Origin of the sequence: Agrobacterium tumefaciens (assembly GCA_025559845.1) — a bacterium.
Classification (GTDB): domain Bacteria; phylum Pseudomonadota; class Alphaproteobacteria; order Rhizobiales; family Rhizobiaceae; genus Agrobacterium.
In genome coordinates, this window is record CP048470.1 from 824,861 (window position 1) to 849,612 (window position 24,752).

The following is a 24,752-nucleotide window of genomic DNA, read 5'->3' on the forward strand; positions in this document are numbered from 1 at the left end:
TGACAAGAGAGGCCGCAATGCAGAACCATTCTCTACGGGAACACTGTCCTGACGACCAGCCGGACATCGCGCGCCAGGCGGCCGAGTGGTTTGCCTTGTTGCTTGATGATGGTGCCAGCCCTACCGATCGCGCCAATTTCCGAGCCTGGCTTGAACAGAGCCCTTCCCATGCGAAGGCATATGCGGAACTTGAGCGCTTGTGGCTCGGCGCTTCGGCGCTCCCTGAGATCTCGCCCACATCGTCCCTGACGCGCAGAACGGTCCTCAAGTCGGGAGGAGCACTGTTAATATTGGCAGGAGCTGGGTTGGGGACTCGCGCCTACCTCCAGGCAGACGCGGACTATCGCACAGGTGTCGGGGAGACTGCCCGTTATGCGCTTCCAGACGGCTCGGTCGTTGAACTGTCGACTGCGAGTGCCATCTCAGTCAATTTCACTGCGGATGGGCGACACATCATTTTGCACCAAGGAGAGGGATTTTTTACCGTTGCCCCAGATCCAGGCAGACCCTTCGTCGTCAGTTCCGGCGTTTTGAACAGCACCGCGCTTGGAACGAAATTCTCCGTCGCCATGCGTGAAAATGGTGTCACCGTTTCTGTGGTTGAACATTCAGTCCGAGTATCGGCGCCCGACCAGGAACAGGATGTCCACGAGGGCCAGTCGGTCGTGTTCGCAAATGATCGCCTGTCCCTGCCTCAATCTGCAGATGTCGAGACCCAGCTTTCATGGCGTGACGGCAAACTCGTTTTCATCTCGACGCCATTCGAGGATATCGTCGCCACTCTCTCCAATTGGCGGCGTGGCAAGATGATTGTCATGGATAACGCCCTTGCACGCCGGCCTGTCAGCATCATCGTCGACGTGCGTCGGGCAGGCTCGATATTGGATAATCTTGAGAATGGCCTGCCAATTCGCATTGCCAGCTACTCGCCTTTGCTGACCTTGATCTATCCGAAATAAAAAGTTCAAAATCGACCGAGGTTTTTCCCAGGCTCGTACGTCCCCTTGATGAAACGCCCGAAAATAGTCGGGCCAAGTGTTTGCAGGGGGCAAAACAAGTGACTAGGAAAAGTCAGGTCGGAGCCAATCAAGTTCGGCTGTTTCGCAGGATCTTGCTGGCTGCGTGCGTCAGTTTTACGCCGGTTGCGATTTCATCTATCGCGACTGCACAAGACGCAAAAAGCTACGAGTTCGCCATCTCCGGCCAAACTCTTTCGTCCGCGCTGGTGCGCTTTTCATCGGCGACTGGCATCGATGTGGGCTTTGACGGCCCTCTTCCTCCCAACTTGCGGACAAAAGGTCTACGTGGAAATGCCACGGCAGAAGACGCATTGTCGAGCCTCCTGGCTGGTACCGGCCTGACCTACCGCTTCACCACGCCAACGACGGTGTTGCTTGTCAATCCGAAGGCCGCCTCTGCGACAGTTGGAGCGGATGGAACGACGACGCTCCAGCCAATTACGCTGCAGGGAGAGCGGGCACGCGGTCCGGTCGAAGGATTTGTCGCGACGCAGAGCGCGACGGGAACGAAGACCGATTCATCGCTGAAAGAAACACCTCAGGCGGTGAACGTCGTTACGAAGGACCAGATGGCCGCGCAGGGATCTGCGACGCTGACGCAGGCACTACGCTACACGCCTGGTGTCATAAGCCAGTACGGTGACGACGCCCGTTATGACTGGTTCACGATCCGCGGCTTCCGGCCGGGACGATATCTGGATGGCCTGCGCCTTCCATTCGGATCGCGTGGATATGCCCAGCCGCGTGTCGAGCCATTCAGCCTGGAGCGTGCCGAAGTGCTTAAAGGTCCATCGTCGGTGCTTTATGGTCAGGGCGAGCCAGGCGGCCTGATCAACATGGTGTCGAAGCGCCCGAGTGCAACTGCCCCAAATGAGGTGGAGATGCAGTTCGGTTCAGATAGCCGCTTCCAGACGGCATTCGACCTTGGTGGCTCGGTCAACGGCGATGACAGTTTCCTTTACCGCATCGTAGGTCTCGGTCGCCTGACCGACACACAATATGATTTCGTGCGCGAAAAGAAGGGCTATATCGCACCTTCTTTCACGGTCAAACCGGATGAGGCAACATCGTTGACCGTGTACGGCAGCTACCAGCGGATCGATTCTCCCGGAGGCGGCGGCGCGCCTGCGCTTCCTGCAAACGGAACGCTTTATACCAGCAACTATCCGGAATTGCCGCGCAGCGCCTTTCCCGGCGAACCAGGATACGATCACTACACCAGCGACCAGGCGGCTATAGGTTATGAGTTCGAGCACGAATTCAGCGACACCTGGACCGTGCGTCAAAATCTCCGCTATTCCTATATCAGCACGGATAGCCAGCGCGTTCAGCCCTATTGCCCTGGGGCGTGCAATCCAACGGCCTTTTATCGCTACGCATGGGCATTTCCTGAAAGCGCCAGAGGCGTAACGATCGACAATCAGGCGGTTGGCCATTTCTCGACGGGAGATTTGGCACATACAGCACTCTTCGGTCTCGACTATTCCTATGAGAGCAGCCGCTACGAAGAATCCTCGCTGTCACCCATTTTGACGCCGTTCAACGGCATAAATCCTGTCTACGGCGTAACAACGATCAAAAGACCGCCGACGGCAACGCGGATCGACCAGGACCGCAGTCAGGTCGGTCTCTATGCCCAGGATCAGGTCGAGTGGGATAATTTCGTCTTCTCGCTTGGTGGTCGTTACGACTGGGCTAATACCGACACAAGAACCCGCACGAGCACGTCCGATCGTGAGGTTGACCAACGCGACGGCCGCTTTACCTGGCGTGCCGGCCTAGTCTACAATTTCGACAACGGCATCTCCCCTTATGCGGGCTACTCCACCTCGTTCAATCCCGCGAGTGGTACGGACCGCCTCGGCAATGCTTTCAACCCGACCACTGGCGAACAGTTCGAAGTCGGCGTTAAATATCAGCCGAATGGCAGCAACAGCTTCATCACCCTCTCGGCCTATGATCTCACGCAGGACAATGTTCTTTCTCCTGACCCCATAAACAGGAGCTTCAGTGTCCAGACCGGCCAGGTCAGAATGCGCGGTATCGAGCTGGAAGGGAAAGCAGAGATCACCGACGCATTCTCCGTGCTCGCATCCTATGCCTATACGGACAGCGAAATCACCAAAGCCAACCCTAACGCCGCAGGCATCAGCAATGAGGGAAATCGATTTGCTTTTGTCCCGCGCCAACAGGCATCCCTGTGGCTCGACTACGCGGTGCAATCGTCCGATGCATGGGATGGTCTGAGCTTCGGTGGCGGCGCGCGATATACGGGGCAAACCTTCGGCGATAACGCCAACCAGTTTGATGTCCCGTCCTACACGGTTTTCGATGCGGCTGTCCGCTACGACTTTGGCAAAGCCAATCCCAAGCTTGAAGGGCTGAAGGCCTCGCTCAACGTCAGCAATATTTTTGACAAGAAATATGTCTCGACCTGCATCGCAGCAACCGGGTGCTACTGGGGAGAAGGTCGGAGCGTTTATGCGACGCTCAAGTACAGCTGGTAGCTCGATGGTTTCCCTGCCCGACGTAAAGAATCGGCTGACGCGGCGGAAATTTGCCGCCGCGTTGAGCTGCGTGTTTCTCCCGACATTGGCAAACGCAGGATCAGAGCCTCCGAGGGTCGCAGTCCTGGACTGGGGTTGGGCCGAAAGCCTTCTTGCTCTTGGCATCAAACCGCTCGCCGTTGCAGAAGCACCGCTCTATCAAGATCGAGTTGTGACCCCTACTCTGCCAGACGGCACGATCGACCTTGGTTTGAGGTCTTGGCCGAACATGGAACTTCTGCGAGCCCTCAAGCCTGATCTGATCCTTTCCCAAGCAGGATACGGCATTTCTGCAGATCGTCTCAATGAGATCGCTCCGACGCTGGCACTTCCGCTTTACAGTTCGGCAAGACAACCGCTCCAGGCCGCGGAAAATGCGCTCAAAGAAATCGCTTCCCGCATGGGAAAGAGCGATGTCGCAGATCGCTACCTCGACAGGTCCAATAGTCGGTTAGACGCCATAGCGCGAGACTTCACGACCTATGACGGGCATCCCCTCCTCATCATCAAGTTCACCGACGACAGGCTCATTGATGTTTATGGCGCCGGAGGCCTGTTCGACGATGTCCTGAAACGGATGGGAATTGCCAACGCCTGGGATGGTTCGACCAACAATTGGGGTTTTGCAACCGCCGGGCTCGACGCAATCGCCCGCTTCCCGGACGCCAGGCTCGTCATTATCGAACCGGCACCACCCAGCTCCTTCCTGCAAAGCTCACTCTGGCAGGCTTTGCCAATGGTCCGGGAAGGACGGGTTTGCATGATACCACCAACCTGGGTCTTCGGGGCCTTTCCATCCGCGATGCGCTTTGCAGAGGTACTTCGCCAAGGCCTTGGGTTTTCATGATTTTACGTCTCGTCACACCGTCGCGCCTTTTTGTCGTTACCGCCGTTATTGCCATAGCGCTTTACGCTTCCGCAATTACGGGCCGTGTTTCGCTCCCGGATGTGCCACACATGCTGATGCAACCCGATCCGGCATCCTTCGATCAGATCTATGTTCGTTTCTCCTTGCTGCCCCGCATCGTGGTCGCGATATTGGCCGGCGGCGCGCTCGCTTTTGCAGGTACGATATTTCAGCAGATCCTGCGTAACCCTTTGGCAGAACCATCCACGCTCGGCATCCTATCTGGCGCGCAGCTCGCTATTACGCTCCTGTCTCTTTCCGTCGCCACAGTGAACGCTCACGACCGGGAGATCGCGGGGCTTGCCGGCGGAATTGCGGCAGTTTTCATCGTCGCGGGACTGGCAAAGAGATCTGACTTCTCGCCTATGACACTTCTGCTCTGCGGTATGGTGATCAGCTTCTCTGCAGGTTCGGCGTCCGTTATCCTGGCACTTTTCCATCACGAGTACCTACGAGGTGTCTTCATCTGGGGCAGCGGTTCGCTCATTCAGAATGACTACACCAACGCACAAGCACTAGCGTCACGACTTGTTATTCTGATCCCTGCACTGCTGTTGTTCTCTCGGCCGTTGGAGATCATAGGCCTTAACGAGACACAGGCACGCGGGCTCGGACTATCCCCCTCCAGTCTTCGTATTGCTGTTTTATTCCTTGCCACCGTGTTGTCAGCTTGCGTTGTCGCACGTGTCGGAGTGATCGCCTTTATCGGCCTTGCGGCGACCAACATCGTCCGACTATCCGGCGCCCGTACGCTGCGGCAAAGACTTGTCTGGGGTACACTGCTCGGCGCAGCCCTTCTCATGCTCGCGGACAGCCTTGTGCTGGTTGCGGCTCCGGCCATCGGTGAGGTGCCAACGGGTACGATCACTGCAATCACAGGCGCTGTCCTGATGTTACTGCTTGTCAAATACGTTCCACATACGGTTGACCAGTCGTATCACAACGACCTTGCGCCGGCTTTGCGGGGCAAGTCTGCTCTGCTCGTGGTTGTCGTCTCTGTGGCTATTCTTGCGCTGCTCACAGCGTTTTCCCTGACGGAGCGTTTTTTCACAGGAAACGTCGAGCCATCGGTCCTTTTTGCAGGCCGATGGCCGCGTGTCCTGACTTCGGCCAGCGCTGGCGCCATGCTGGGCATAGCCGGCGCAGTTACCCAAGCCATGACCCGCAACCCCATCGCCAGTCCCGAAGGGCTTGGTGTCAGTGGCGGAGCTGGATTGGGGATCATCCTTGCATTCTTCGCTGGCGGCATGGCCTCACCCTTGCTTCCTCTTGCCGGAGGAGTGGCAGGCGCTATGGTCGCCTTTACGATCGTGCTGATCGTCGCAAGAGGCAAAAGCTACGCGCCAGGGCCGGTTCTGCTTTCTGGCATTGCGATAAGTGCTCTGGCAACCGCGCTGATCTCGCTGATCGTCGCGAGCGGTGATCCACGCGCCAGCTACATACTGGCCTGGACGATGGGCCCGACATTCCGTGCCACCAGCATCGTCGCGATCATTGCAACCGCCCTCTTGTTGATCGGTCTTTCGCTATCGCCGCTCTTTCGCCGCGCATTAGAGATATTGCCGCTCGGCGATAGTACGGCGCGCTCACTTGGTGTGAACCCGTCTCGGTCACGTCTCCTTCTGTTAGTGTTTGCTGCCTTTCTGACCGGCATCGCAACAATGATCGTCGGCCCGTTGAGTTTCGTCGGGATGATGGCACCTCATTTGGCGCGCATGACTGGTGCGCGCAGTCAGATGCGCACGCTTCTGACTGCTGGTGTAACCGGTGCAGCGATCATGATTTGTGCCGACTGGTTTGGGCGCGCTGCCGACTTCCCCTACGAAATCCCGGCAGGTGTAATCGCCGCATTCATTGGGGGGCCATATTTCCTTTTTGTGATCAGCTCACGAGGTAAAGCTTCGTCCAGAGCTTGATGAGCGGGGTCTGCCGTTGGATCTCGCGCAAGCGGTCAATCTCGTGTTTTGACGCAGTGGCCAATTGGTTGTTTCGCATACTGCATTTCGCCCTGTAGTTTTCGGTTCGCCGCGTTAAGATTTCATTAACCCAATCGATACGAGTATTAGCATATTCTTATTACTCGCTATTCGAGTGATCGGTTGTTTCGCATCGTCGGCAAACCAGCGGTGTGACAGCACGGGGGGAAGAGTATGAAGTTCGCGATATCAGGGGCCATCGCAACGCTTGCAGCGTTAATGTTGGTGCCAGCATCAAGCACTGCGCAAGTTTCCACGACGTCAGACTTTACCGTCCAGATTACCATTCAGGCGGCGTGCCAGATCAACTCTGCCGGGTTGCTCAACTTCGGCAACAGCGGCTTCATTGCCGGAAACGTGGATGCGACAAGCCAGATCGTCGTTCAATGCACATCAACGACGCCCTATACACTTGGCCTGAGCGCGGGGGCCGGGAGCGGCGCCACTGTAGCCAACCGACTGATGACGGGAACAAGCGGAGCAACCATTTCCTATTCCCTTTTCCAGGATACCGGCCACTCCCAGGTGTGGGGAGATACAGTCGGGTTGGACAGACAGACGGGAACGGGAACGGGTGCTGCCCAGACCTTTACCGTTTACGGGCGAGTAACTGCCCAGACGACACCCGTACCGGGCGTCTACACCGACACCGTGAGGGCCACACTCACCTATTGATCGCCAGAGGGAGGATCGCGCATGCGTATTTGTACCTTAGCGGCTGCGTTCATTGCCGGACTGTCTGTTTCACCTTCACACGCAACGTCTCTACGGGTTTCACCCGTCATTCTCGATCTGAGGGCACCAGCGGCCTCCAGTAGTCTTCGCATCTGGAATGATGCAAAAATTCCGATCAACGTGCAGGTCAGAATATTCCGCTGGACCCAGCAGAACGGCAGCGACGTCCTGACGGCGGCAGAAGATGTTGTCGCCAGTCCACCAATGACACAATTGAAGCCAGGCGCTGAAAACCTCGTGCGGATCGTTCGGCTCTCCAAAGCCCCCATAAAGGCTGAAGAGAGTTACCGCATCATGGTGGATGAATTGCCGGTTCAGACCAAGGCTCCATCCGGCACGGTCAACCTTGTCGTCCGCCACTCCATACCTGTCTTCTTCTCGAATGCATCCGCCTCTGACGCAGAGCCTGTCTGGACCGTCACACCGAAAGCAAACGGTTATCAGGTAACAGTCTCCAACAAGGGTCTGAAGCGACTGCGTATCGCCAATCTCAAGCTTCTCGGCGGCAATGGCCAGGCAGTGGCGCAGCAGCAAGGACTGGTCGGTTATGTCCTTGGAAAATCGGGGGCAAGCTGGCTCATTCCAGCAGTCGTGAAAAGAGGCGGAGGCACGCTAAAGGTCTCGGCTGACAGTGAAGGCGGCCCCGTCAATGCGACGGCGCGCCTCAACGGCGGTTAGCCTTGCCGTTTTGACGATTGCAGGTTTAACGATCATTTCATCGAGCGGTTTTGCCGTGGCGCAGGATTCACCTCCTGCGGCACCACCAGCCTCTTTATCCGCAGAAGGGGCAATACCACTGCAGCTCGAGGTTTATATTAACGACGTCTCGACAGAACTGATCGCCACATTTCGTCAAAACGGCACCGGCTCACTTTTCATCGAACCGGTTCAGTTGAAGAACGTCGGCATCACACCGGTTGAGAGCGCGAAGGCTGAGGACGGCTGGATCGATATCTCGAAGCTTCCGGATGTCACCGCGCGTTACGACGAAAGCACCCAGTCGATCTATTTCACGGTGTCTGTGACGGCTCGGGCCGACAAGGTCATCGATGCGTCGGCGAAACCCGCACCACAAGACGATGAAGAGCCAGAGAGCGAGGCCGTGCGCAATTGGGGGGGCCTGATGAACTACACGATCTATGGATCATCCGGAGGCACCGACTGGTCCGACCTTGCGGAATTCAATGGTGTGTCAGCCCTTCTGGAAGGTCGGATGTTCGGTCCGCTTGGCGTCCTGTCTTCCTCTCAGGTGCTGAGCACATCGAGGCTCGATCAGTTCGATACAAGACGCCTCGACACGAGCTGGACCTATTCAGATCAGAAGACCCTGACAACCTATCGCGCAGGTGACCTGATCACTGGCGGACTAGTGTGGACACGACCGGCGCGACTTGGCGGGATACAGATACGCCGGAACTTCGACCTGCGGCCAGACATGGTCACTATGCCAATGCCGGAATTTTCTGGCTCTGCGGCCGTACCCTCCACCGTAGACGTCTATGTCGATAATATCCGGCGCATATCGCAGGACGTTCCGGAAGGCCCGTTCTCCATCACCAATCTCCCCGTCGTGAGTGGTGCCGGCAATGCACGCCTGGTTGTCCGCGATGCTCTCGGTCGCGAGACCATATCGGAAACGCCGTTTTTTGCTTCGGCTGACCTACTCGCAAAGGGACTGATCGATTTTTCCGCAGAGCTGGGTTTTGCACGCAATGACTACGGAACCTCATCGTTCGACTATGATGAAAGATTGCTTGGGTCTGCAACTGTTCGCTACGGGCTTTCGGATAAGCTCACCCTCGAAGCCCATGCCGAGGGTGGCGAAGACTTCTACAACGTCGGTCTGGGTGGCGTTTTCACGCTCGGCACGTCAGGACTGGGGACCGTCTCCGGCGCGACCAGCCAGTTTGGAACGCAGAGCGGCCACCTACTCGCAGCAAGTGTCGAAGCCGAATTGCTTGGCGTCCAGTTTGCCGCCAGGACACAGAGGACGTTTGGCGACTACCACGATATCGCATCCGTTTCTGCCGACATGTCGAAAAGCAAATGGGGTTCGATCAGTGCAAGGGCGCCTCGTGCCCTCGATCAGGTCTCCGTTTCAACCCAACTCGGCTTCGACAAGACCAGCCTGAATTTCTCCTACACGCAACTTGAGACCTTCGACGAACGAAAGTCCCGGTTGCTCGGAGTTTCAGCAACCCGTTCGTTCGGCGAGAGCGGCAACATTTTCGTCACCGCCTATAAGGACCTTGAGGACAAAGGTTCCTATGGCATCTTTGCCGGGCTTTCGTGGACATTCGGCAACGGGGTTTCAAGCTCGGTCGGGTTGTCATCCGATGACGACGGTTACTCTGTGACAGCTGATCTGGCGAAATCAGAACAGCAGACCGAAGGAAGCTACGGCTGGCGTTTGCGTGGTTCGAGAGGAAGCAGTGAAATCATCTCCGCATCCGGCAGCTATCGTGGAAGCATTGCGCGTGTCGCGGCCGGCGTTGATCAGTTCAATGGCAGCACGCAAGCCTACGCGCAGGTGGATGGATCGATCGCAATTGCGGGCGGTGATGTGTTCGTTGGAAACCGGATCGACGATGCCTTTGCTGTCGTGGATGCGGGTGCACCGGGCGTCGAGATTTCACTTGAAAACCGCCCGATCGGACAGACAAACCGGCGGGGTAAGATACTGCTTCCCAACCTCAGGTCCTATGACGCCAACACGATCACGCTCGATCCCGGCAACCTTCCTCTTGATGCCAGGATCGACCGGACCAAGCAGACCGTTGTTCCCGCCCAAGGCGGCGGGGCGGTTGTCGACTTCAAGGTCGAAACCGGAGGCCGCGTCGCTCTGGTCACCCTGAAAAACGAAAACGGTGACTTTATTGAAACCGGATCCACCGGCACGGTCGATGGCAAGCATGACTTCGTGGTTGGCTACGATGGACAGGCCTATCTCGAGAATATTGCAGAAAAGAACCGTCTTCTTATTTCGCAACCCACGAAGGGGAATTGCGAAGCAGAGGTCATAGCCAGCGCTTCCGCCGATCAACGAACAACCCTCGATGCCGTATGCAGGAGCGCTCAATGACAATGCGCGGACCAAATACCCCGGTTAAATCGTCTTTGATCTTCGGCAAAAGCTACCTCTCTTGGGCAGGGCTTGCCCTCACTGCTTGTCTCTTCTCCTCCCCGGCACTAGCACAAAGCTGCAGTTTCAGCATGTCTGATATGAACTTCGGGTTCGTCAATCTAGCGCCGGGGACTGCAGTTGACAGCACCGCGACGCTAAGCGTGACCTGTTCAAACCCTCTCTCGCTTGCGCTATCTGTCCGCATCTGCCCGAATATCAACGCTGGAAGCGGCGGCCAATCGGGTGGCATCAGGCGCATGCTGCAGGGAACAAACACCCTGAATTATCAGCTTTACCAGAACGCTGGGCGCACGACATCCTGGGGATCGGTCTCGCAAACGGCGCTTGGCGCACCGCCACCAATCGATCTCGCGTTACCGCTTCTGTTCAACAGCACCAGCCGTACGGTCTACGGCAGAATAAACGCATCTCAGGCTGCTGCGACGCGAGGCATTTATCTATCCAGTTTTGCCGGAGCCCAGACAAATTTCACATACGCTTCATACACCTTGATCGCTCCAAGCTGCGCCGACATCACGCAAAATCCGACGCAGGTCCCATTCAATGTAACAGCAGCGGTACAGCCCGCATGCCTCGTCTCGGCACAGAACATCAATTTCGGCAGTCATGGTGTCCTCAACAGCGCTGTCGATACGACAGGAGCGATAACTCTGACCTGCACGGCCAACCTTGCCTACACCGTCGCCCTCAATGGTGGGCTGAGTAACAGCCCTCCGGCTTCGCGTCAGATGGTCCTTGGTGGAGCGTCAATCACCTACGGTCTCTATCGCGATGCTGGACGCACCAATGTCTGGGGAAGCGCGGCCGGACAGATAGCGTCGGGGACTGGAACAGGTAGCGCGCAAAGCCTGACTGTTTACGGCCGCGTCCCGGCACAGAATACCCCGGCCCCGGGAAACTATGCCGATACGGTGGTCGTGACGGTCAGCTACTGACTAAGCAATGCGCACTCACTGAACAATGACAAGGTGCGCAAGGATACGTCCGCAACAGTTGAAGCAGGAACATCCGCCTCCGTGAGATGTCGGTTCCCGTCTCCGTGCAGATCACTTGACCGGTGGTTATGGTGAGACACCACAGCAAATTGGGAGCGCTCTAAGCCCGACATCCGGTTTGGAGACCTGCTGAGCGTCGCGAGACGTTACCGCTGAGAACTATGGATCTTCTGCAAGTAGCACGATCATGGGCCCATAACCGCCGTGCCATGACCAATCATTTCGCTTCAACGTCGGACTGAAGAAACCAACTCCATCGCCACCATCGAGGAAAAGTGCATCTTCGCACCTAAGCGTGTCTCGAAACACTGTCGCGAAATCGTAGAAGTTGATGCTCTTCTCGCTCGCAACAAAAATAAGCATGTCGTCGGCGCAAAGCCCTACCCCACTTCTGCGCGTCCTGTCCGATGAGCCCTTTATGAAAATAGGATTTATCTCATTGTTTGTGACCAGCATGGGACCGGACTGGGTAGCAAAATCAACGTTCGGCGCCGCGGCCCGGAACTCCTTCGTCGGAAGGATACCTGCTCCTCCGGATGAGAGATAAAACACACCATTTGGCTTTTTGAAGAAGTTCGGAGCAGGCTGCTTATCCGATGTCCCGGTGTTAATCGCGTTCCGCTCAGATCCGTCTTCAACATAGAGCCCGACCGGCCTGTACTGTTCATCAAACATGCCTGCATTCATTGCAAAGCGGATCTGCTTTCCTTCAGCGGTCATTGCGCGACGAAGGTTCGAAAAGCTCCGATAGGGTTTCCCCTCCTTATCAGCCCACGCCAGTTTCAAATTTGTCGATCCGGGCCTAGCTGCACAAACAACGAAGTCCATTCCGTTGTAACGATGAATCTCGCATGGATCGTGCTCAGGGGTCGTTGCACGGGCTGGACCGTATCCGAGAAAGCAGGTTGTCAAAGAAGCTGCCAACAGCGCGTATTTCAATCTCACTTATCGAGCCTCCAACAATCATCGATACCGCAATGCCACGTGGGCTGGACTGAAGTCACATCAAAAAATGATCATCACCGCGCTCACCAAGAACTCTGTCAGATGACAGAGTTTTACCAGTCTTAGCCTCGGCAGCATTTCTTGAAAGCACCCCTCGATCAGCAGATCCAAATCGCATGGCTTTACGCATCGACGAAGCCGTGTACAAATCCCATAAGTCCAAAGAACAATCACGTCTGACATCGAAGCAATGCTTCCGTAGCCCTTTTGCAACATATGACCGACCGGGCGTTTTGACGCCGCAGGATAGACAGGAGATTTGCATGAGCATTGTCGCGCCAGTCGTGAAAGCCTTCTGGGACAAGCCGACCGGAAGCTGGCAATATGTGTTTCACGATCCGGCCACCATGAAGGGTGCGGTCATCGATCCTGTCCTTGGTTATGATGCGGCAGCGGCAGCCACGAACACAGTGCGTGCCGACGAGATCCTCGATTACATCTCAGAAAGCGGGATCGAGGTCGTCTGGATACTCGACACTCATCCGCATGCAGACCACTTCTCGGCGGCGCAGTATCTGAAAGGAAAGCTCGCAGCACCCACGGCAATCGGCGAACACGTCAAAAAAGTTCAGGTGCTCTGGCGCAACATCTATAATCTGGGCGAGGCAATCTCCGCTGACGGCTCCGACTGGGATCGGTTATTCGCGGACGGTGAGACCTTCATGGTCGGCAACATCCCTGTGACCGTTTTCTTCTCACCCGGTCACACGATGGCGTCGATAACCTACGTGGCCGGCGATGCGGCTTTCGTTCACGACACGCTGATGATGCCCGACAGCGGTTCGAGCAGGGCAGATTTTCCAGGGGGGAATGCCCGTGACCTTTATCGCAGCATCAGGCGTATCCTCGACCTTCCGCCCAAAACCCGACTTTTCGTCGGCCACGATTATGCACCTGATGGGCGCGAAGCGCTTTGCGAAACCACCGTTGAGGACCAGATTGTCGGCAACAAGCATTTCGCCGGCCTGCCAACCGAGGACGAATTTGTGAAGGTCCGGGAAGCACGCGACGCAACACTTCCGTTGCCACAACTAATGCTCGCAGCCCTGCAGGTGAACCTTCGCGGCGGACGGTTGCCAGAACCGGAAGAAAACGGGCGTTCTTATCTAAAGATCCCGCTTGGCTGTTTCGAACCTCGGACATGAGGCAGCCAACGGCGCCGTTTTCGGCCAAAAGTCTTTTCTAGACAGCTTACGGCGAAGCAAGGAAGGTAAGGTCTGAACCGATGCTACGGCTTGCACAGGCGGAGCTGGAATTGCTCCGCCATTGCCGTCGATCTCTAAGCGATCGCCTTCGCCCTGATGATCTGCCAAGCCTCGTAAGCAGAGATCACGGTCTCCATCTGCGCCGTATGGCCGATGATGAAATCATCGCCGTAGATGGTTTCATCCGGATACTCAGTGATCAACGTCAGGGGCACAGTGTGCCTGTCATCAACCGTTGATAGGCACGGGAAGCCATTGATGATGCGGAAACCCGTTTCGCCGGCATGCGCTTCGTAAAGTGCGATTTGCCGGTTGTTGTAATCGAGAATTCCCGGAATGGCGCCAAGGTGACGTGTCACATGATAGAGCATCGCTTCTGCCTGCTCTGTCCAGCCCGCGTGATGACGCATGACCAGGAAAAAGCCTTTTGGCAATGTCCACATCGCGAAATTGCGCGGCACGTAACCCGACAGTGGACGTGTCCACTCATGCGATGGATAACCATGCAGGTTCACATGCACGTCAGCTCCGCTGAGATCCTGTGCCTTGAACCGGATTGCCTTCTCGTTCAGATGCTGACCTGAATTTTCCTCGGTGCGGTACTCAAGGTCATCACCGAGCGCTGTGTAGCGAGCGGCATGGTGCATGTGCCGCGGGTTGTCGACGCGAAGCCGCTGATGGAGTGCATAACCATCCGGGTTTTCAAGCGGCGAGATGGTGAAATGCGCGCCGTTCTGTTGCCGAAGTTTCAGGGCTGCACGGATCGCGCCAACAATGCCGGTCGTTTCATTTGGATGCTGGCCACCGCTGATCATGACGGCTGCATCGGTGCCTTTCATGTAGCGGGCGTTCACCGCCCGGCCGGAACGTGAAACGGCGACAAACGCCTCGCCACCAACGTCATCGAGCAACTTCGCAATCTGGGCGGCCGCAACCGGCTCAGCGGCGTTGTCGATCCCCTGCTCCTTACCATCAAGGAAGCCAGTGCTGAGCGCACGGGTCTCGATCGCAACAGAAATCTCGCCCTCACTCCTGACAATCTCTGGCACAATCTGCCCCGGCTTCAGTCCCCGGTCGCCAAGCGGCCTGCCGGACTTCTTCTGGAAAAACTCGAGAAGCGAGAAATAGAAATCCTCGTGCAGTGCCTCGCGCAGGCTGACAACCTCGTCGCCGACAGGAAGGGGCAGATCACCAGCCGGATGCGAAACGCGGATGTTCAACTCTTCGAAATAGGGTTCGTGCGTGCCCCAGTCATGGTTGGTGACAGCGCCGATAGCAGCTTCAAAAAGCCGCTCGTAGTCCGTCTCCAGCCGCTCACCTGCCTTGTCGCCTTCAGCCCGGTACCAGCCCGTCGGTGACAGATTGGTTTCGCCGACGACATCAGTGTGCACGCGGTTTGGCGCGAGCACGGTCATTTTTTCTTCATGCTCGCCACGCTTGAGGACGACGTCATAATGGAAGGCACCATCGGCGCGGGCGATGAACTCGATCCTTGCGGTGCCCACCATGGCTGCCAGTGGATAGGCTTCAAGCCGGAACCGGTTGGCAGGCGCATTCTGATGCACCGGGTAGAACACTTCGATTGCGGTTACACCTTCGAGATCAATGTCTTCGATAAAGGTGAAGAGAAGCGGCTTGTAAGCACTGTGGATGCGCGCCTTCACGCCCTTGGCCTTCAACTCACTCTCCGCTGCGCGACGGCTCGCCGTATCATCGAAGGTCCATGCCTCGAATGATTGGCTAGGGACAGCGCGAGCGACGAGTTCATCGAGGCTGCGATCGAAGGACTGTTCGAAAATCTTTTTCATCACTTTTACCTCGAGGTTCTGCCGGTTGGATCAAGGCTGTCGCGGAGCCAGTCCCCAAGAAGGTTAAGGCCAAGCACGGTCAGAAGGATCGCAAGCCCCGGGAAAACGCTGACCCACCATGCCGTCTGCAGATAGGTACGGCCATCGGCCAGCATTCCGCCCCAGCTTGGGATTGTCGGATCGACACCAAGACCAAGGAAGGTAAGGCTGCTTTCAAGGAGAATATTGTTGGCGACGTTCAGCGTCATGAGAACAATGACGGGACCAATGAGATTGGGCAACAGATGCTGAAGGATGATGCGCCAGTCCCTGACACCGATAGCGCGGGCAGACAGAATGAACTCCCGTTCACGCAGTGTCAGCACAGATCCCCGCACCAGACGGGCGTACTGCACCCATTGCGACACGATCAGCAAGATGATCGTGTTGGTCAGGCTGCCGCCCACAATCGCAATGAAGGTGATCGCGAGCAGAATGAACGGCATGGCAAGCTGGATATCCGCAAAGCGCATGACCAGCATGTCCCAGAAGCCGCGGTAATAGCCGGCGACCAGTCCGACAGCGACACCGAAAATAACGGCACCGATAACGGAGGTAAATCCGACAAGCAGCGAGATCTTTCCACCTGCCACAACACGGGCAAGAACATCGCGCCCGAGTGGATCGGTACCGAAGGGGTGAGCGGCATTTGCAAAAGGCTTGGCAAGGCGCGCCATCAGATCGATCTTGTCAGCACCGCCAGGAAAAAGGACGTCGGAGAACACGACGGCAAGGCAGATGACGGTGGTCAAGGACGCACCGAGGATAAATTCAAGATTGGCAAAGCGCGAAAGGCGGGAGGTTCTGGCAGCCATTGTCAATTACTCCGTGCGGATACGCGGATCGACCAGCCCGTAGGCGATATCGACCAGAAGGTTGATGCCGACAATCATCAGTGACAGGACGGTGATGACCGCCTGCAGTACTGGGTAATCGCGTGCGCCAACCGCATCAAAGGCGAGCGTACCGAGGCCCGGCCAGTTGAAAACACGTTCAATGACAACGATGCCGCCGAGAAGGCCACCGAACTGCAGACCGAAATAGGTAATCAGCGGAATGGCGCAGTTGCGCAATGCGTGCTTGTATAGAACCTTGGTCTCGCTGAGCCCTTTGGCGCGCGCCACCATGACGTATTGCGAACGAAGCGTGTCGAGCATGGCTGTACGCACCAGACGAACATTGGTCGCTGTCAGAATGACACCCATGGTCACAGCCGGCATGACATAGCTTGCAAAACCACCCATGCCGCTTGGCGGCAACCAGCCAAGCGTAATGGAAAAGAGCAGAACCAGCATCGTGGCCAGCCAGAAGTTGGGGAAGGAGAGCCCAACCAGCGAGAAGATGCGGATCACCTGATCGGCAGCCTTGCCACGTGAAGTCGCGGCCTTGATACCGAGCGGGATCGACAATGCAATCGAAACGGCCATCGAAATGAGGGCCAGGAGCAGGGTCGCAGGCAAGGCATCCGCAATCAGCCGTGACACCGGTGTACTGCCGGTGAAACTACGCCCGAAATCCAGTGTCACCAGACCTTTGAGGAAACTGAAATATTGCTCGAAAAATGGCCGATCGGTCCCAAGCGCTGCACGAATGCGCGCCAGATCGTCTTCCGTCATGGCTCCGCCGCCCTGGAACATGGTGACTGCGGGATCGCCCGTCAGGCGGATGGCGAAGGAAACGAGTAGGGTGATGGCAATGACGACGAAAATCGCCTGCAGCAATCGCTTGATGAGGAAACCGGCCACGTTCTTTACCTTGGAGAGAAATCCGGCCTTGCCCGCTTGATCACGGGCAAGGCGACTTGTCAAAAGATCAACTGATTATTCGACGGTAACGTCGGTGAGCTTCAGGCGGTTGTCGGGCGGTGCGACAAAACCCGTGACCCGCTTGTTGATGCCGTAAATCGCATTGGTGTTGTAAAGCGGCAGTTCCAATGCACGTTCGGCTGTATAGGAGCCAACCTGCTTGAGGATTTTTTCGCGCTCTGCACGGTCTGTCAGCGGGCGCTGCGATTCCAGCAGTTTGTCCAGCGTTTCGTCCTTGTCGTAGGGGTTCCACTTCTCACCCGAATGGTACATCGAGTAGGCCGTGTTGTCGTAGTCGAAGGTCCAGCCGCCCCACTTCTGCTGGAACATTGCGCCGGTCTTGCCCTGCGGAATGATGTCGTTGAGGAGAACGTTGGTCTCATAAGGCTTGATCGTTGCCGTAATGCCGACCATCGACAGGTAGCTGGAAATTACCTGCGCCACTTCATTCATCGTTGCATCATTGCCGCGAATATCGATCTGCAGCGCGGCTCCCGCCTTCACGCCAGCTTCAGCCAGAAGCTTCTTTGCACCTTCCGGGTCATAAGGAAGCGGTTTGAGATCGGCGTCGTATCCGAAGGAAAGCGCGCTCTGGAAGCTGGCGATCTCCGAAGCCTGGCCGGCAAGGATCGACTTGACGATCGTGCCACGATCGACAGCCATGATGATCGCCTTGCGGACCTTCGGGTCGGCGGTGATGCCGTCACGCGTGTTGAAGCGAAGAGCATCAACCGTCGGGCCGGGAACGCTGACGATCTCGAGCTTGCCATCGCCTTCGATAACCGGGATCATGCCGATCGGAATGGTCGGCGGGATCACGAGATCAACGCGGCCTGCCTGCAGTTCGGCAACAGCGGTCGCGGGCTCGGTGATAAAGCGATATTCCAGCTCGGAAAGCTTTGGCGCACCGCCCCAATATTCCGGGTTGGCTTCGAGCTTGATATTGTTCTTCGGCGCATAGGAAACGAACTTGAAGGCGCCCGTGCCGACAGGGTTGAGGTTGAAGTTGTCTTCACCCTTTTCCTGAATGTACTTCGGCGGGACGATCATCGCACCGTAACCGGCGAGTTTGGTGAGCAGGACCGGGTCCGGCGCCTTCAGCTTCATATCGACGGTATAGTCATCGATGATATCGATGCTCTCGATCGCAACGTAGTTGGAGCGCTGTGGACCCTTTGCACCTTCGTCGCCAAGCAGGCGTTCAAAGGTAAACTTGACGGCAGCCGCGTTAAAGGGCTCGCCATTGTGGAACTTGACGTTCTGGCGCAGTTTGAAACGGATACGCTTGCCTTCGTCGAGCTCTTCCCAGGATTGAGCAAGGCCAGGCTGAAGCTTGAGATCGGGACCGCGATAGGTCAGGCCATCGAAGATGTTGGTCGCAACGGCAGCCCACTGCACGAGGAAGGTATCGATCGGATCCCAGCTACCCGGGTCCTGCGGGCTTGAAATGGTCATTTTGCCGGCGGCAAGGGCTGGTGCAGCCGTCAAAGCTGTTCCGGCCAGGGCAAGCGCGACGAGCGTTGCCGTCATCCCCTTCTTGATTGTTATCATCTACCTGTTCCTCTTCAGATGGTTGCGATTTTTCGCGGTTGTTCAGGCACTCTTCGCGATGAAGTGGCCCGGATTGATTTCCTCATGGGCGAGAATGGCCGGTTCGTCGCCGACACGGCGAACGGGGTTGGGTATTTCACCCTCCATGATCGCGCCCTGGCGCTCGATGGTTGGATCGGCAACCGGTACGGCCGACAGGAGCCGACGGGTATAATCATGGGTGGGCGTCTCAAATACCTGCTGGCGGCTGCCCATTTCCATGATCTGGCCGAGATAGAGAACAGCAACGCGATGGCTCATCTTTTCCACCACCGCCATGTCATGGCTGATGAAGAGGTAGGCCAGGCCGCGTTCGGCCTGCAGATCCATGAACAGATTGATAATCTGCGCCTGAATGGAGACATCGAGCGCTGACAGCGCCTCGTCGGCAATAATCAGTTTTGGATCGGACGCAAGCGCGCGGGCGATACAGACACGCTGGCGCTGACCACCGGAAAACTCGTGCGGATAACGCGAGGCGTGCTCCGAACCAAGGCCCACCCGCTCCAGCAACTCATCAACACGACGGCGCACTGCCTTCGGATCATTGATAAGGCCGTGAGTATTGATCGGCTCGGCAATCGAGAAGCCGACGGTCTTGCGCGGATCAAGCGAAGCGAAAGGGTCCTGGAAGATATATTGGACTTCCTGGCGCATGCGGAACCGCTCTGCTGCGGACATGGCCGAGAAGCTCCGGCCATTGAAGGATATCTCGCCGGAAACCAAGGCTTGCAGTTGCTGAATTGTCCGACCAATCGTCGATTTTCCGGAACCTGATTCACCAACCAGAGCCAGTGTTTCGCCGGCATGAATGTCGAAACTCACCTTCTGTACGGCGCTGCAACGGTGTGTCGCCTTGCCGAACAGGTTCTTGCGGACGTCAAAACGGACAAACAGGTCGCGGACGGACAGCAGCGGCTTGTCGTCATATTTTGCGGTGTTCTGCACGCGCTCTTCGCCGACAACGACCGGCTCGCCATCCTGGAGTACGGTCAACGGCATGCGCTTGGGAAATTCTTCACCAGTCATGCTGCCGAGACGCGGAACAGCAGAAAGAAGCGCACGGGTGTAGGGATGCTGCGGGTTCGCGAAGATTTCTCTAACCGGACCTTCTTCGACTTTTTTGCCTTTCCACATGACGACGACATTGTCGGCCATTTCTGCGACCACACCCATATCATGGGTGATGAACACCATGCCCATGCCAAGCTTCCTCTGCAGATCGCGCATGATGTTGAGGATCTGCGCCTGAATGGTGACATCCAGCGCCGTCGTCGGTTCGTCGGCGATCAGGAGCTTTGGCCGGCAGGCAAGTGCCATGGCGATCATCACACGTTGGCGCATCCCTCCGGAAAGCTGATGTGGAAAACGGTGCAGAAGAGCAGAACTGTCTGGCAGGCGGACCATGTCGAGCAGTCGCTGAGCTTCCGCCAGGGCAGCAGACTTGCTCAGCTTCTCGTGCAGCATCAGCACTTCGCAGAGCTGATCGCCAATCGTGAAGACAGGGTTGAGCGACGTCATCGGCTCCTGGAAGATCATGGCGATCTCCTTGCCTCGGATCGAGCGCATCTCCTTCTGCGAGGCTTTCAGCAGATCCTTGCCGTCAAACATGATACGGCCAGAAGCAAATTTCGCGCCCATCATATCGGCCAAGCGCATGGTGGAAAGCGATGTCACCGATTTGCCAGAGCCGGACTCACCGACGACCGCCGTCGTCTTGCCGGACTCGACCGTAAACGACAGGCCATCAACAACGCGGCTTTCACCGAACTCCACACTCAGATCCTCGACCGAAAGAAGCGGGGTGCTGTGGTCGGTCTCGGTCATGCTCTTGTCTCCGGCTTGAAATATTCGGTCATTGGAGGGGCGCCACATTTTCTCACCGTCAAACGCCTGCGGGCGGCGTTACCGGTCAGAGTTCCCATGCTGGAACTGGAGGGGCACACAATGCGGGAAACAGCAAAACAGACATCCATAGCAAGAACGCCATATTGATTGCGTCTGTTGCTACACCCGTCGCTATTCATCTCGCTCACACCTCCACCCCGTTTTTTTCATAGCAAGTAACAAACGAGAACAATCCTGTCCATAGTGTTGAACAATATTTCAATATCGCCGTACAATAAGGCAATTGCTTAATAGTTCAGCAAAACCCATGACTTAGCGCCAGAAGGGCTTTAATCGTTTGAACCTTGGTGACTGTAGGGAAAGAGTCTGAGCGAACTCTCGAAGACGAAAATGCATATATGCACGGCACAAGGGCATATCCGTCAAAGCCACGAGCTAGCCGTGGGAGCTGTTATCCTCTACGCCTGTGGCACGAGCAAAGGATATGATCAAGACTTGGTCACTGAGCGTCAGGCGGGGCGGACGCTAGCCGCAAGACATCCGTTTTCCGATCAATAATTCGCCGTTACCGACGCCGGACGCGGGCGCTCGTTACACCTCGATCGCGATCAGGCAAGAGAAGACGAAAAAATGGGCCGCCCGGCGCGCGCTCCAACCGCTTTCGTCTGAAAGCCGAGCCTCTTCAGCCCGAGGCGAACTTCCGGCGCGTTCATGAACAACTTCCACAACAGACCACTGCGATGGTTTTCCATCATGGCAACGACCGGCCCCTGATCGATGGCAAGATGTGTTTTCGAAACCCATCCGCTCGAAGGTTCGAAAGAGTCCATCAGGCCAAAACGTCCAACAAGCCCGCCACTATTCCATGCCATGAAATGCCGGGCGGCCTCGGATGCCTGGACTGGCAGGAACGGCATGCTCGACAAAGCGGCCGTAGGGGCGATTACACCGCTGTCGCTGGTTGGGGAATTGACTGAATACCCTTTTGGACCATCACATGCCGAAAGCCCCCATCCGTCTTTCTCGGCGTAATGTTTGCGGCAATGCATGTAGTTGATCAACGTATGCGCCTGCACCTGCTCGCTGTAGTCGTCGCAATAGGGATCACTGAGATCTCGTGGGTCAAGCGTGCAAAAGGAATATTGCGACAGGAATAGTGGTCCGCCAAAGGGTTCACCGAGCGGCAGTCTGACCCCCATATACTCATTGCCATTGGCGATTGCGCCGTTACGCGCCCAGCCAGAATGGTAGCTTTCGGCATCAATGGCATGCTTTGCAGAACCGGCGGCAAGCACGTAGCAGATCAGGGCCTCGTTCCACCCGACGATCGGCAGGTTCACAGTCCACGCATGCCGTGGACTCCAGTGCCACCACAAGGGCCCTTTTTGTCCCTTCGTGTACCAGTCCCATTCGACGCCCTGGACAATCTTATCGATGGCGGCACGCAACCGGCACTCGGCGTCTGTCGCCTCAGAGAAATACTCGCGAGCGCAGATCAGTCCCTGGATCAGCAACGCGGTCTCAACCAGGTCTCCGCCGTCATCATACTTCGCAAATGGGATGACCTTGCCAGTCTGTGCATGCACAAAGTGCGGAAATGCCCCATGAAAACGGCGCACTCTCCCGAGTGAGACCAACATCAGACTTGCCCGTTCGAGCGCTTCACGACGGTTGATCCAGGAATTGTGCGCGCCGACCACGAGCGCGAGGAATGCGAACCCGACACCGCCAACAGAGGCAATCTCGAAGACCGGCTCGCCATTGGACTGCAGCCTATCCCTCGGCAAACCGCTCTCCGGATGGCTCCCGGACCAGAAATACTCGAACGTGCTTCGTTGAAGGGCGATCAGTTCATCAGGGAAATGGCGGGAAGACGCTGGGACTGGCGTCCGGACGTGAAGGTCATCGCCGCTGGCTTTGGGCCTATACTGAATATTCACGTGGGAAGTGGATCCGAAAGACTCGATTGGCAGGAGTGCTCCAGCATCTCCGCAATCATGTCGGAATCATGATTGTAACGCATTCAAAACTGGTGAAACTCGGATGGGGAGAAATAGAGGAGGAGAAAGACTATGGCACGCAGGGACTTTGATCCTGATACAATCAGGCCGGACGGGCGTCCTCCGGTCAAGGGCAAGCTTTTCTCCATTGAAAATGAAGGCCCCTGGCGCGGCTCTCTTTCAGGAGAAACAATAGGGGCATCAACCACTATCCTTGCATATCGTAACGATACACCAGGGGATGGGCCGCGTCTTCACGTCCATCCCTATGATGAGACCTTCGTTATTGTTGCCGGACGCGCACGGTTCTTCGTCGGCGACCAAGTGCTTGAGGCCGGTGCGGGCGAGGTTGTTCTTGGGCCTGCGGGAATTCCGCACCGGTTTGTGAACCTCGGTCCAGGGCGGCTCCAAACGATCGACATTCATCATTCGCCCCGCTGGATACAGACCGATCTTGAGTAAATGACGCTCATTTTTTTGAGCGCCATAGACATGACCGGCACATCCGGGCCCTACTCTATGCTGCGACCTCCGCGGTAAAGGCGGATTTGATGAGCGTTTTTGTATACTCAGCCGCAGGCCTGTTAAAGATCGCGTCCGTTTCACCCTCTTCCACGATTTTGCCGTTCCTCATGACGATCACATAGTCCGAAATGGCCTTGATGACGGAGAGGTCATGGCTGATGAATATATAGGAGAGGCTGTGTGTCTTCTGCAAATCACGCAGAAGGTCGATCACCTGCCCCTGCACGGACCGGTCCAGGGCAGATGTCGGCTCATCGAGAATGACGACATCCGGTTTGAGGATGATCGCGCGGGCAATGGCGATACGTTGGCGTTGCCCGCCTGAAAACTCGTGGGGATAGCGGTTGCGGGCGGCAGGATCGAGGCCAACTTCCTGCAATGCTTCAATTGCCCGCTTGTCCCGCTCAGCACGGCTGAGCTGCTGCTCGTGCACAAACAGACCCTCGGTGATGATCTCCCCGACCGTCTGTCTTGGTGAAAGAGAACCATAGGGGTCCTGGAACACGAGCTGTAGCCGCCGCCGCAACGGCCGCATCGCCTTTCTCTCAAGACCAGTGATTTCCGTTTTGCCGAAGAAAATACGGCCCTTTGCCGGCGCAAGACGCAAAAGCGCGCGACCGAGCGTTGACTTGCCCGATCCCGATTCACCGACGATGCCGATGGTTTGTCCCTGGCGAAGGTTGACATTGACGCCGTCCACGGCCCGGAAAACGCTTGCCTTCGACAGGAAGCCGCCCGGGATTGCATAATCAACCGTCACATTCTGTCCGGAAAGAACGACGGGCGAGCCTTCACCGACCGCCGCTTTGTGCCCGCTCGGCTCTGCATCGAGAAGCATCCTGGTATAGTCAGCCTCCGGCCGTTCAAAGATATCTTCCGTCGTACCGGTTTCCACGATCTCGCCACGGCGCATGACGGCGACGCGGTTGGCGAAATGGCGAACAACTCCAAGATCATGTGTGATCAAGACCACGGCCATGCCAAAACGTTGCTGCAACGACTTCAGAAGATCGAGGATTTGTGCCTGGATCGTCACGTCGAGTGCCGTAGTCGGCTCATCCGCAATCAGAATATCCGGTTCGTTGGCGAGCGCCATGGCAATCATGACACGCTGGCGCTGCCCACCGGAAAGCTCGTGCGGATAGCTGTCGATACGCCGTTCCGGTTCGGGAATCCCCACAAGCTTCAGGAGCTCGAGCACGCGTGCACGCGCCTGCTTTTTGCTGCCGCCCCGATGGTGAATGATAGGCTCGGCGATTTGCGCGCCGATCCTGTAAAGAGGATCAAGCGACGTCATGGGCTCCTGGAAAATCATGGTGATTTTCGCCCCGCGGATGTCATTCAATTCATTGACCGGCAGGCCGATGAGCTCACGTCCACGGTATTTTGCCGACCCCTTGATGATGCCGTTCGATGCAAGCAGACCCATGATACCCATCATTGTCTGGCTTTTGCCCGAGCCGGATTCTCCGACAACGGCTAGTGTTTCACCCGCTCTGACGTCAAGATCGATGCCTTTCACGGCACTCACCGTGCCATCAGGCGTGGTAAAATCGACTTTGAGATCACGAACGGTGAGAATGGTTTCAGATGGTGTATTCATG

18 protein-coding genes are annotated in these 24,752 nt (G+C 56.7%); 10 read left to right on the forward strand and 8 right to left on the reverse strand.

Translation table 11 applies throughout. The features are described 5' to 3' along the window. Window positions 1-17 precede the first annotated feature (17 nt). The 8 genes from FY156_20210 to FY156_20245 all read left to right on the forward strand — a co-directional run bounded on the left by FY156_20210 (window position 18) and on the right by FY156_20245 (window position 11,263). Complete coding sequence (locus FY156_20210) at window positions 18-959, forward strand: FecR family protein (protein ID UXS03858.1); 942 nt, start codon at window positions 18-20, stop codon at window positions 957-959. A gap of 149 nt (window positions 960-1,108) precedes the next feature. Further along, window positions 1,109-3,526, forward strand: a complete 2,418-nt coding sequence (locus FY156_20215; GenBank protein ID UXS05169.1) for a TonB-dependent siderophore receptor — start codon at window positions 1,109-1,111, stop codon at window positions 3,524-3,526. Between the two features lie 61 nt (window positions 3,527-3,587). Then, on the forward strand, window positions 3,588-4,412 hold the full coding sequence (locus FY156_20220) for an ABC transporter substrate-binding protein (protein ID UXS05170.1): 825 nt from the start codon (window positions 3,588-3,590) through the stop codon (window positions 4,410-4,412). After that, window positions 4,409-6,388, forward strand: coding sequence for a Fe(3+)-hydroxamate ABC transporter permease FhuB (fhuB, locus tag FY156_20225; protein ID UXS03859.1), 1,980 nt, complete (start codon window positions 4,409-4,411; stop codon window positions 6,386-6,388). The genes FY156_20220 and fhuB overlap by 4 nt, the downstream gene beginning before the upstream one ends. Before the next feature lie 234 nt (window positions 6,389-6,622). Next, window positions 6,623-7,123, forward strand: a complete 501-nt coding sequence (locus FY156_20230; protein ID UXS03860.1) for a spore coat U domain-containing protein — start codon at window positions 6,623-6,625, stop codon at window positions 7,121-7,123. Window positions 7,124-7,144: 21 nt separating this feature from the next. Next, the gene (locus FY156_20235; protein UXS03861.1) at window positions 7,145-7,861 is read left to right on the forward strand and encodes a molecular chaperone; all 717 of its coding nucleotides are present in this window, start codon (window positions 7,145-7,147) and stop codon (window positions 7,859-7,861) included. Continuing rightward, the gene (locus FY156_20240; GenBank protein UXS03862.1) at window positions 7,833-10,265 is read left to right on the forward strand and encodes a fimbrial biogenesis outer membrane usher protein; all 2,433 of its coding nucleotides are present in this window, start codon (window positions 7,833-7,835) and stop codon (window positions 10,263-10,265) included. Before FY156_20235 ends, FY156_20240 begins: the two co-directional genes overlap by 29 nt. 2 nt (window positions 10,266-10,267) lie before the next feature. Further along, window positions 10,268-11,263: a spore coat U domain-containing protein gene (locus FY156_20245; protein ID UXS05171.1), complete on the forward strand. Its 996-nt coding sequence runs from the start codon at window positions 10,268-10,270 to the stop codon at window positions 11,261-11,263. A gap of 219 nt (window positions 11,264-11,482) precedes the next feature. Here FY156_20245 and FY156_20250 read toward each other — a convergent pair whose 3' ends face one another. Then, window positions 11,483-12,268, reverse strand: coding sequence for a hypothetical protein (locus FY156_20250; GenBank protein UXS03863.1), 786 nt, complete (start codon window positions 12,266-12,268; stop codon window positions 11,483-11,485). A gap of 323 nt (window positions 12,269-12,591) precedes the next feature. Between FY156_20250 and FY156_20255 the strand changes: the two genes are divergently transcribed. Next, on the forward strand, window positions 12,592-13,473 hold the full coding sequence (locus FY156_20255) for an MBL fold metallo-hydrolase (GenBank protein ID UXS03864.1): 882 nt from the start codon (window positions 12,592-12,594) through the stop codon (window positions 13,471-13,473). A 134-nt stretch (window positions 13,474-13,607) separates the two neighbouring features. On the opposite strand, the gene FY156_20260 is transcribed toward FY156_20255, so the two are convergent. From FY156_20260 to FY156_20285, 6 genes are all read right to left on the reverse strand, one after another. Then, the gene (locus FY156_20260) at window positions 13,608-15,341 is read right to left on the reverse strand and encodes a peptidase M14 (GenBank protein UXS03865.1); all 1,734 of its coding nucleotides are present in this window, start codon (window positions 15,339-15,341) and stop codon (window positions 13,608-13,610) included. 5 nt (window positions 15,342-15,346) lie between these two features. Beyond that, window positions 15,347-16,195: an ABC transporter permease gene (locus FY156_20265; GenBank protein ID UXS03866.1), complete on the reverse strand. Its 849-nt coding sequence runs from the start codon at window positions 16,193-16,195 to the stop codon at window positions 15,347-15,349. Between the two features lie 6 nt (window positions 16,196-16,201). Next, window positions 16,202-17,125: an ABC transporter permease gene (locus FY156_20270; protein ID UXS05172.1), complete on the reverse strand. Its 924-nt coding sequence runs from the start codon at window positions 17,123-17,125 to the stop codon at window positions 16,202-16,204. Window positions 17,126-17,200: 75 nt separating this feature from the next. After that, window positions 17,201-18,736, reverse strand: coding sequence for an ABC transporter substrate-binding protein (locus tag FY156_20275; GenBank protein UXS03867.1), 1,536 nt, complete (start codon window positions 18,734-18,736; stop codon window positions 17,201-17,203). A 42-nt stretch (window positions 18,737-18,778) separates the two neighbouring features. Continuing rightward, window positions 18,779-20,602 (reverse strand): ABC transporter ATP-binding protein, encoded by a 1,824-nt coding sequence (locus FY156_20280; GenBank protein UXS03868.1) that lies wholly within the window; start codon window positions 20,600-20,602, stop codon window positions 18,779-18,781. Between the two features lie 629 nt (window positions 20,603-21,231). Further along, window positions 21,232-22,395 (reverse strand): hypothetical protein, encoded by a 1,164-nt coding sequence (locus FY156_20285; GenBank protein ID UXS05173.1) that lies wholly within the window; start codon window positions 22,393-22,395, stop codon window positions 21,232-21,234. 300 nt (window positions 22,396-22,695) lie between these two features. Between FY156_20285 and FY156_20290 the strand changes: the two genes are divergently transcribed. After that, window positions 22,696-23,085: a cupin domain-containing protein gene (locus FY156_20290; GenBank protein UXS03869.1), complete on the forward strand. Its 390-nt coding sequence runs from the start codon at window positions 22,696-22,698 to the stop codon at window positions 23,083-23,085. Between the two features lie 55 nt (window positions 23,086-23,140). On the opposite strand, the gene FY156_20295 is transcribed toward FY156_20290, so the two are convergent. Continuing rightward, complete coding sequence (locus FY156_20295; GenBank protein UXS03870.1) at window positions 23,141-24,751, reverse strand: ABC transporter ATP-binding protein; 1,611 nt, start codon at window positions 24,749-24,751, stop codon at window positions 23,141-23,143. Window position 24,752: the final 1 nt, after the last annotated feature.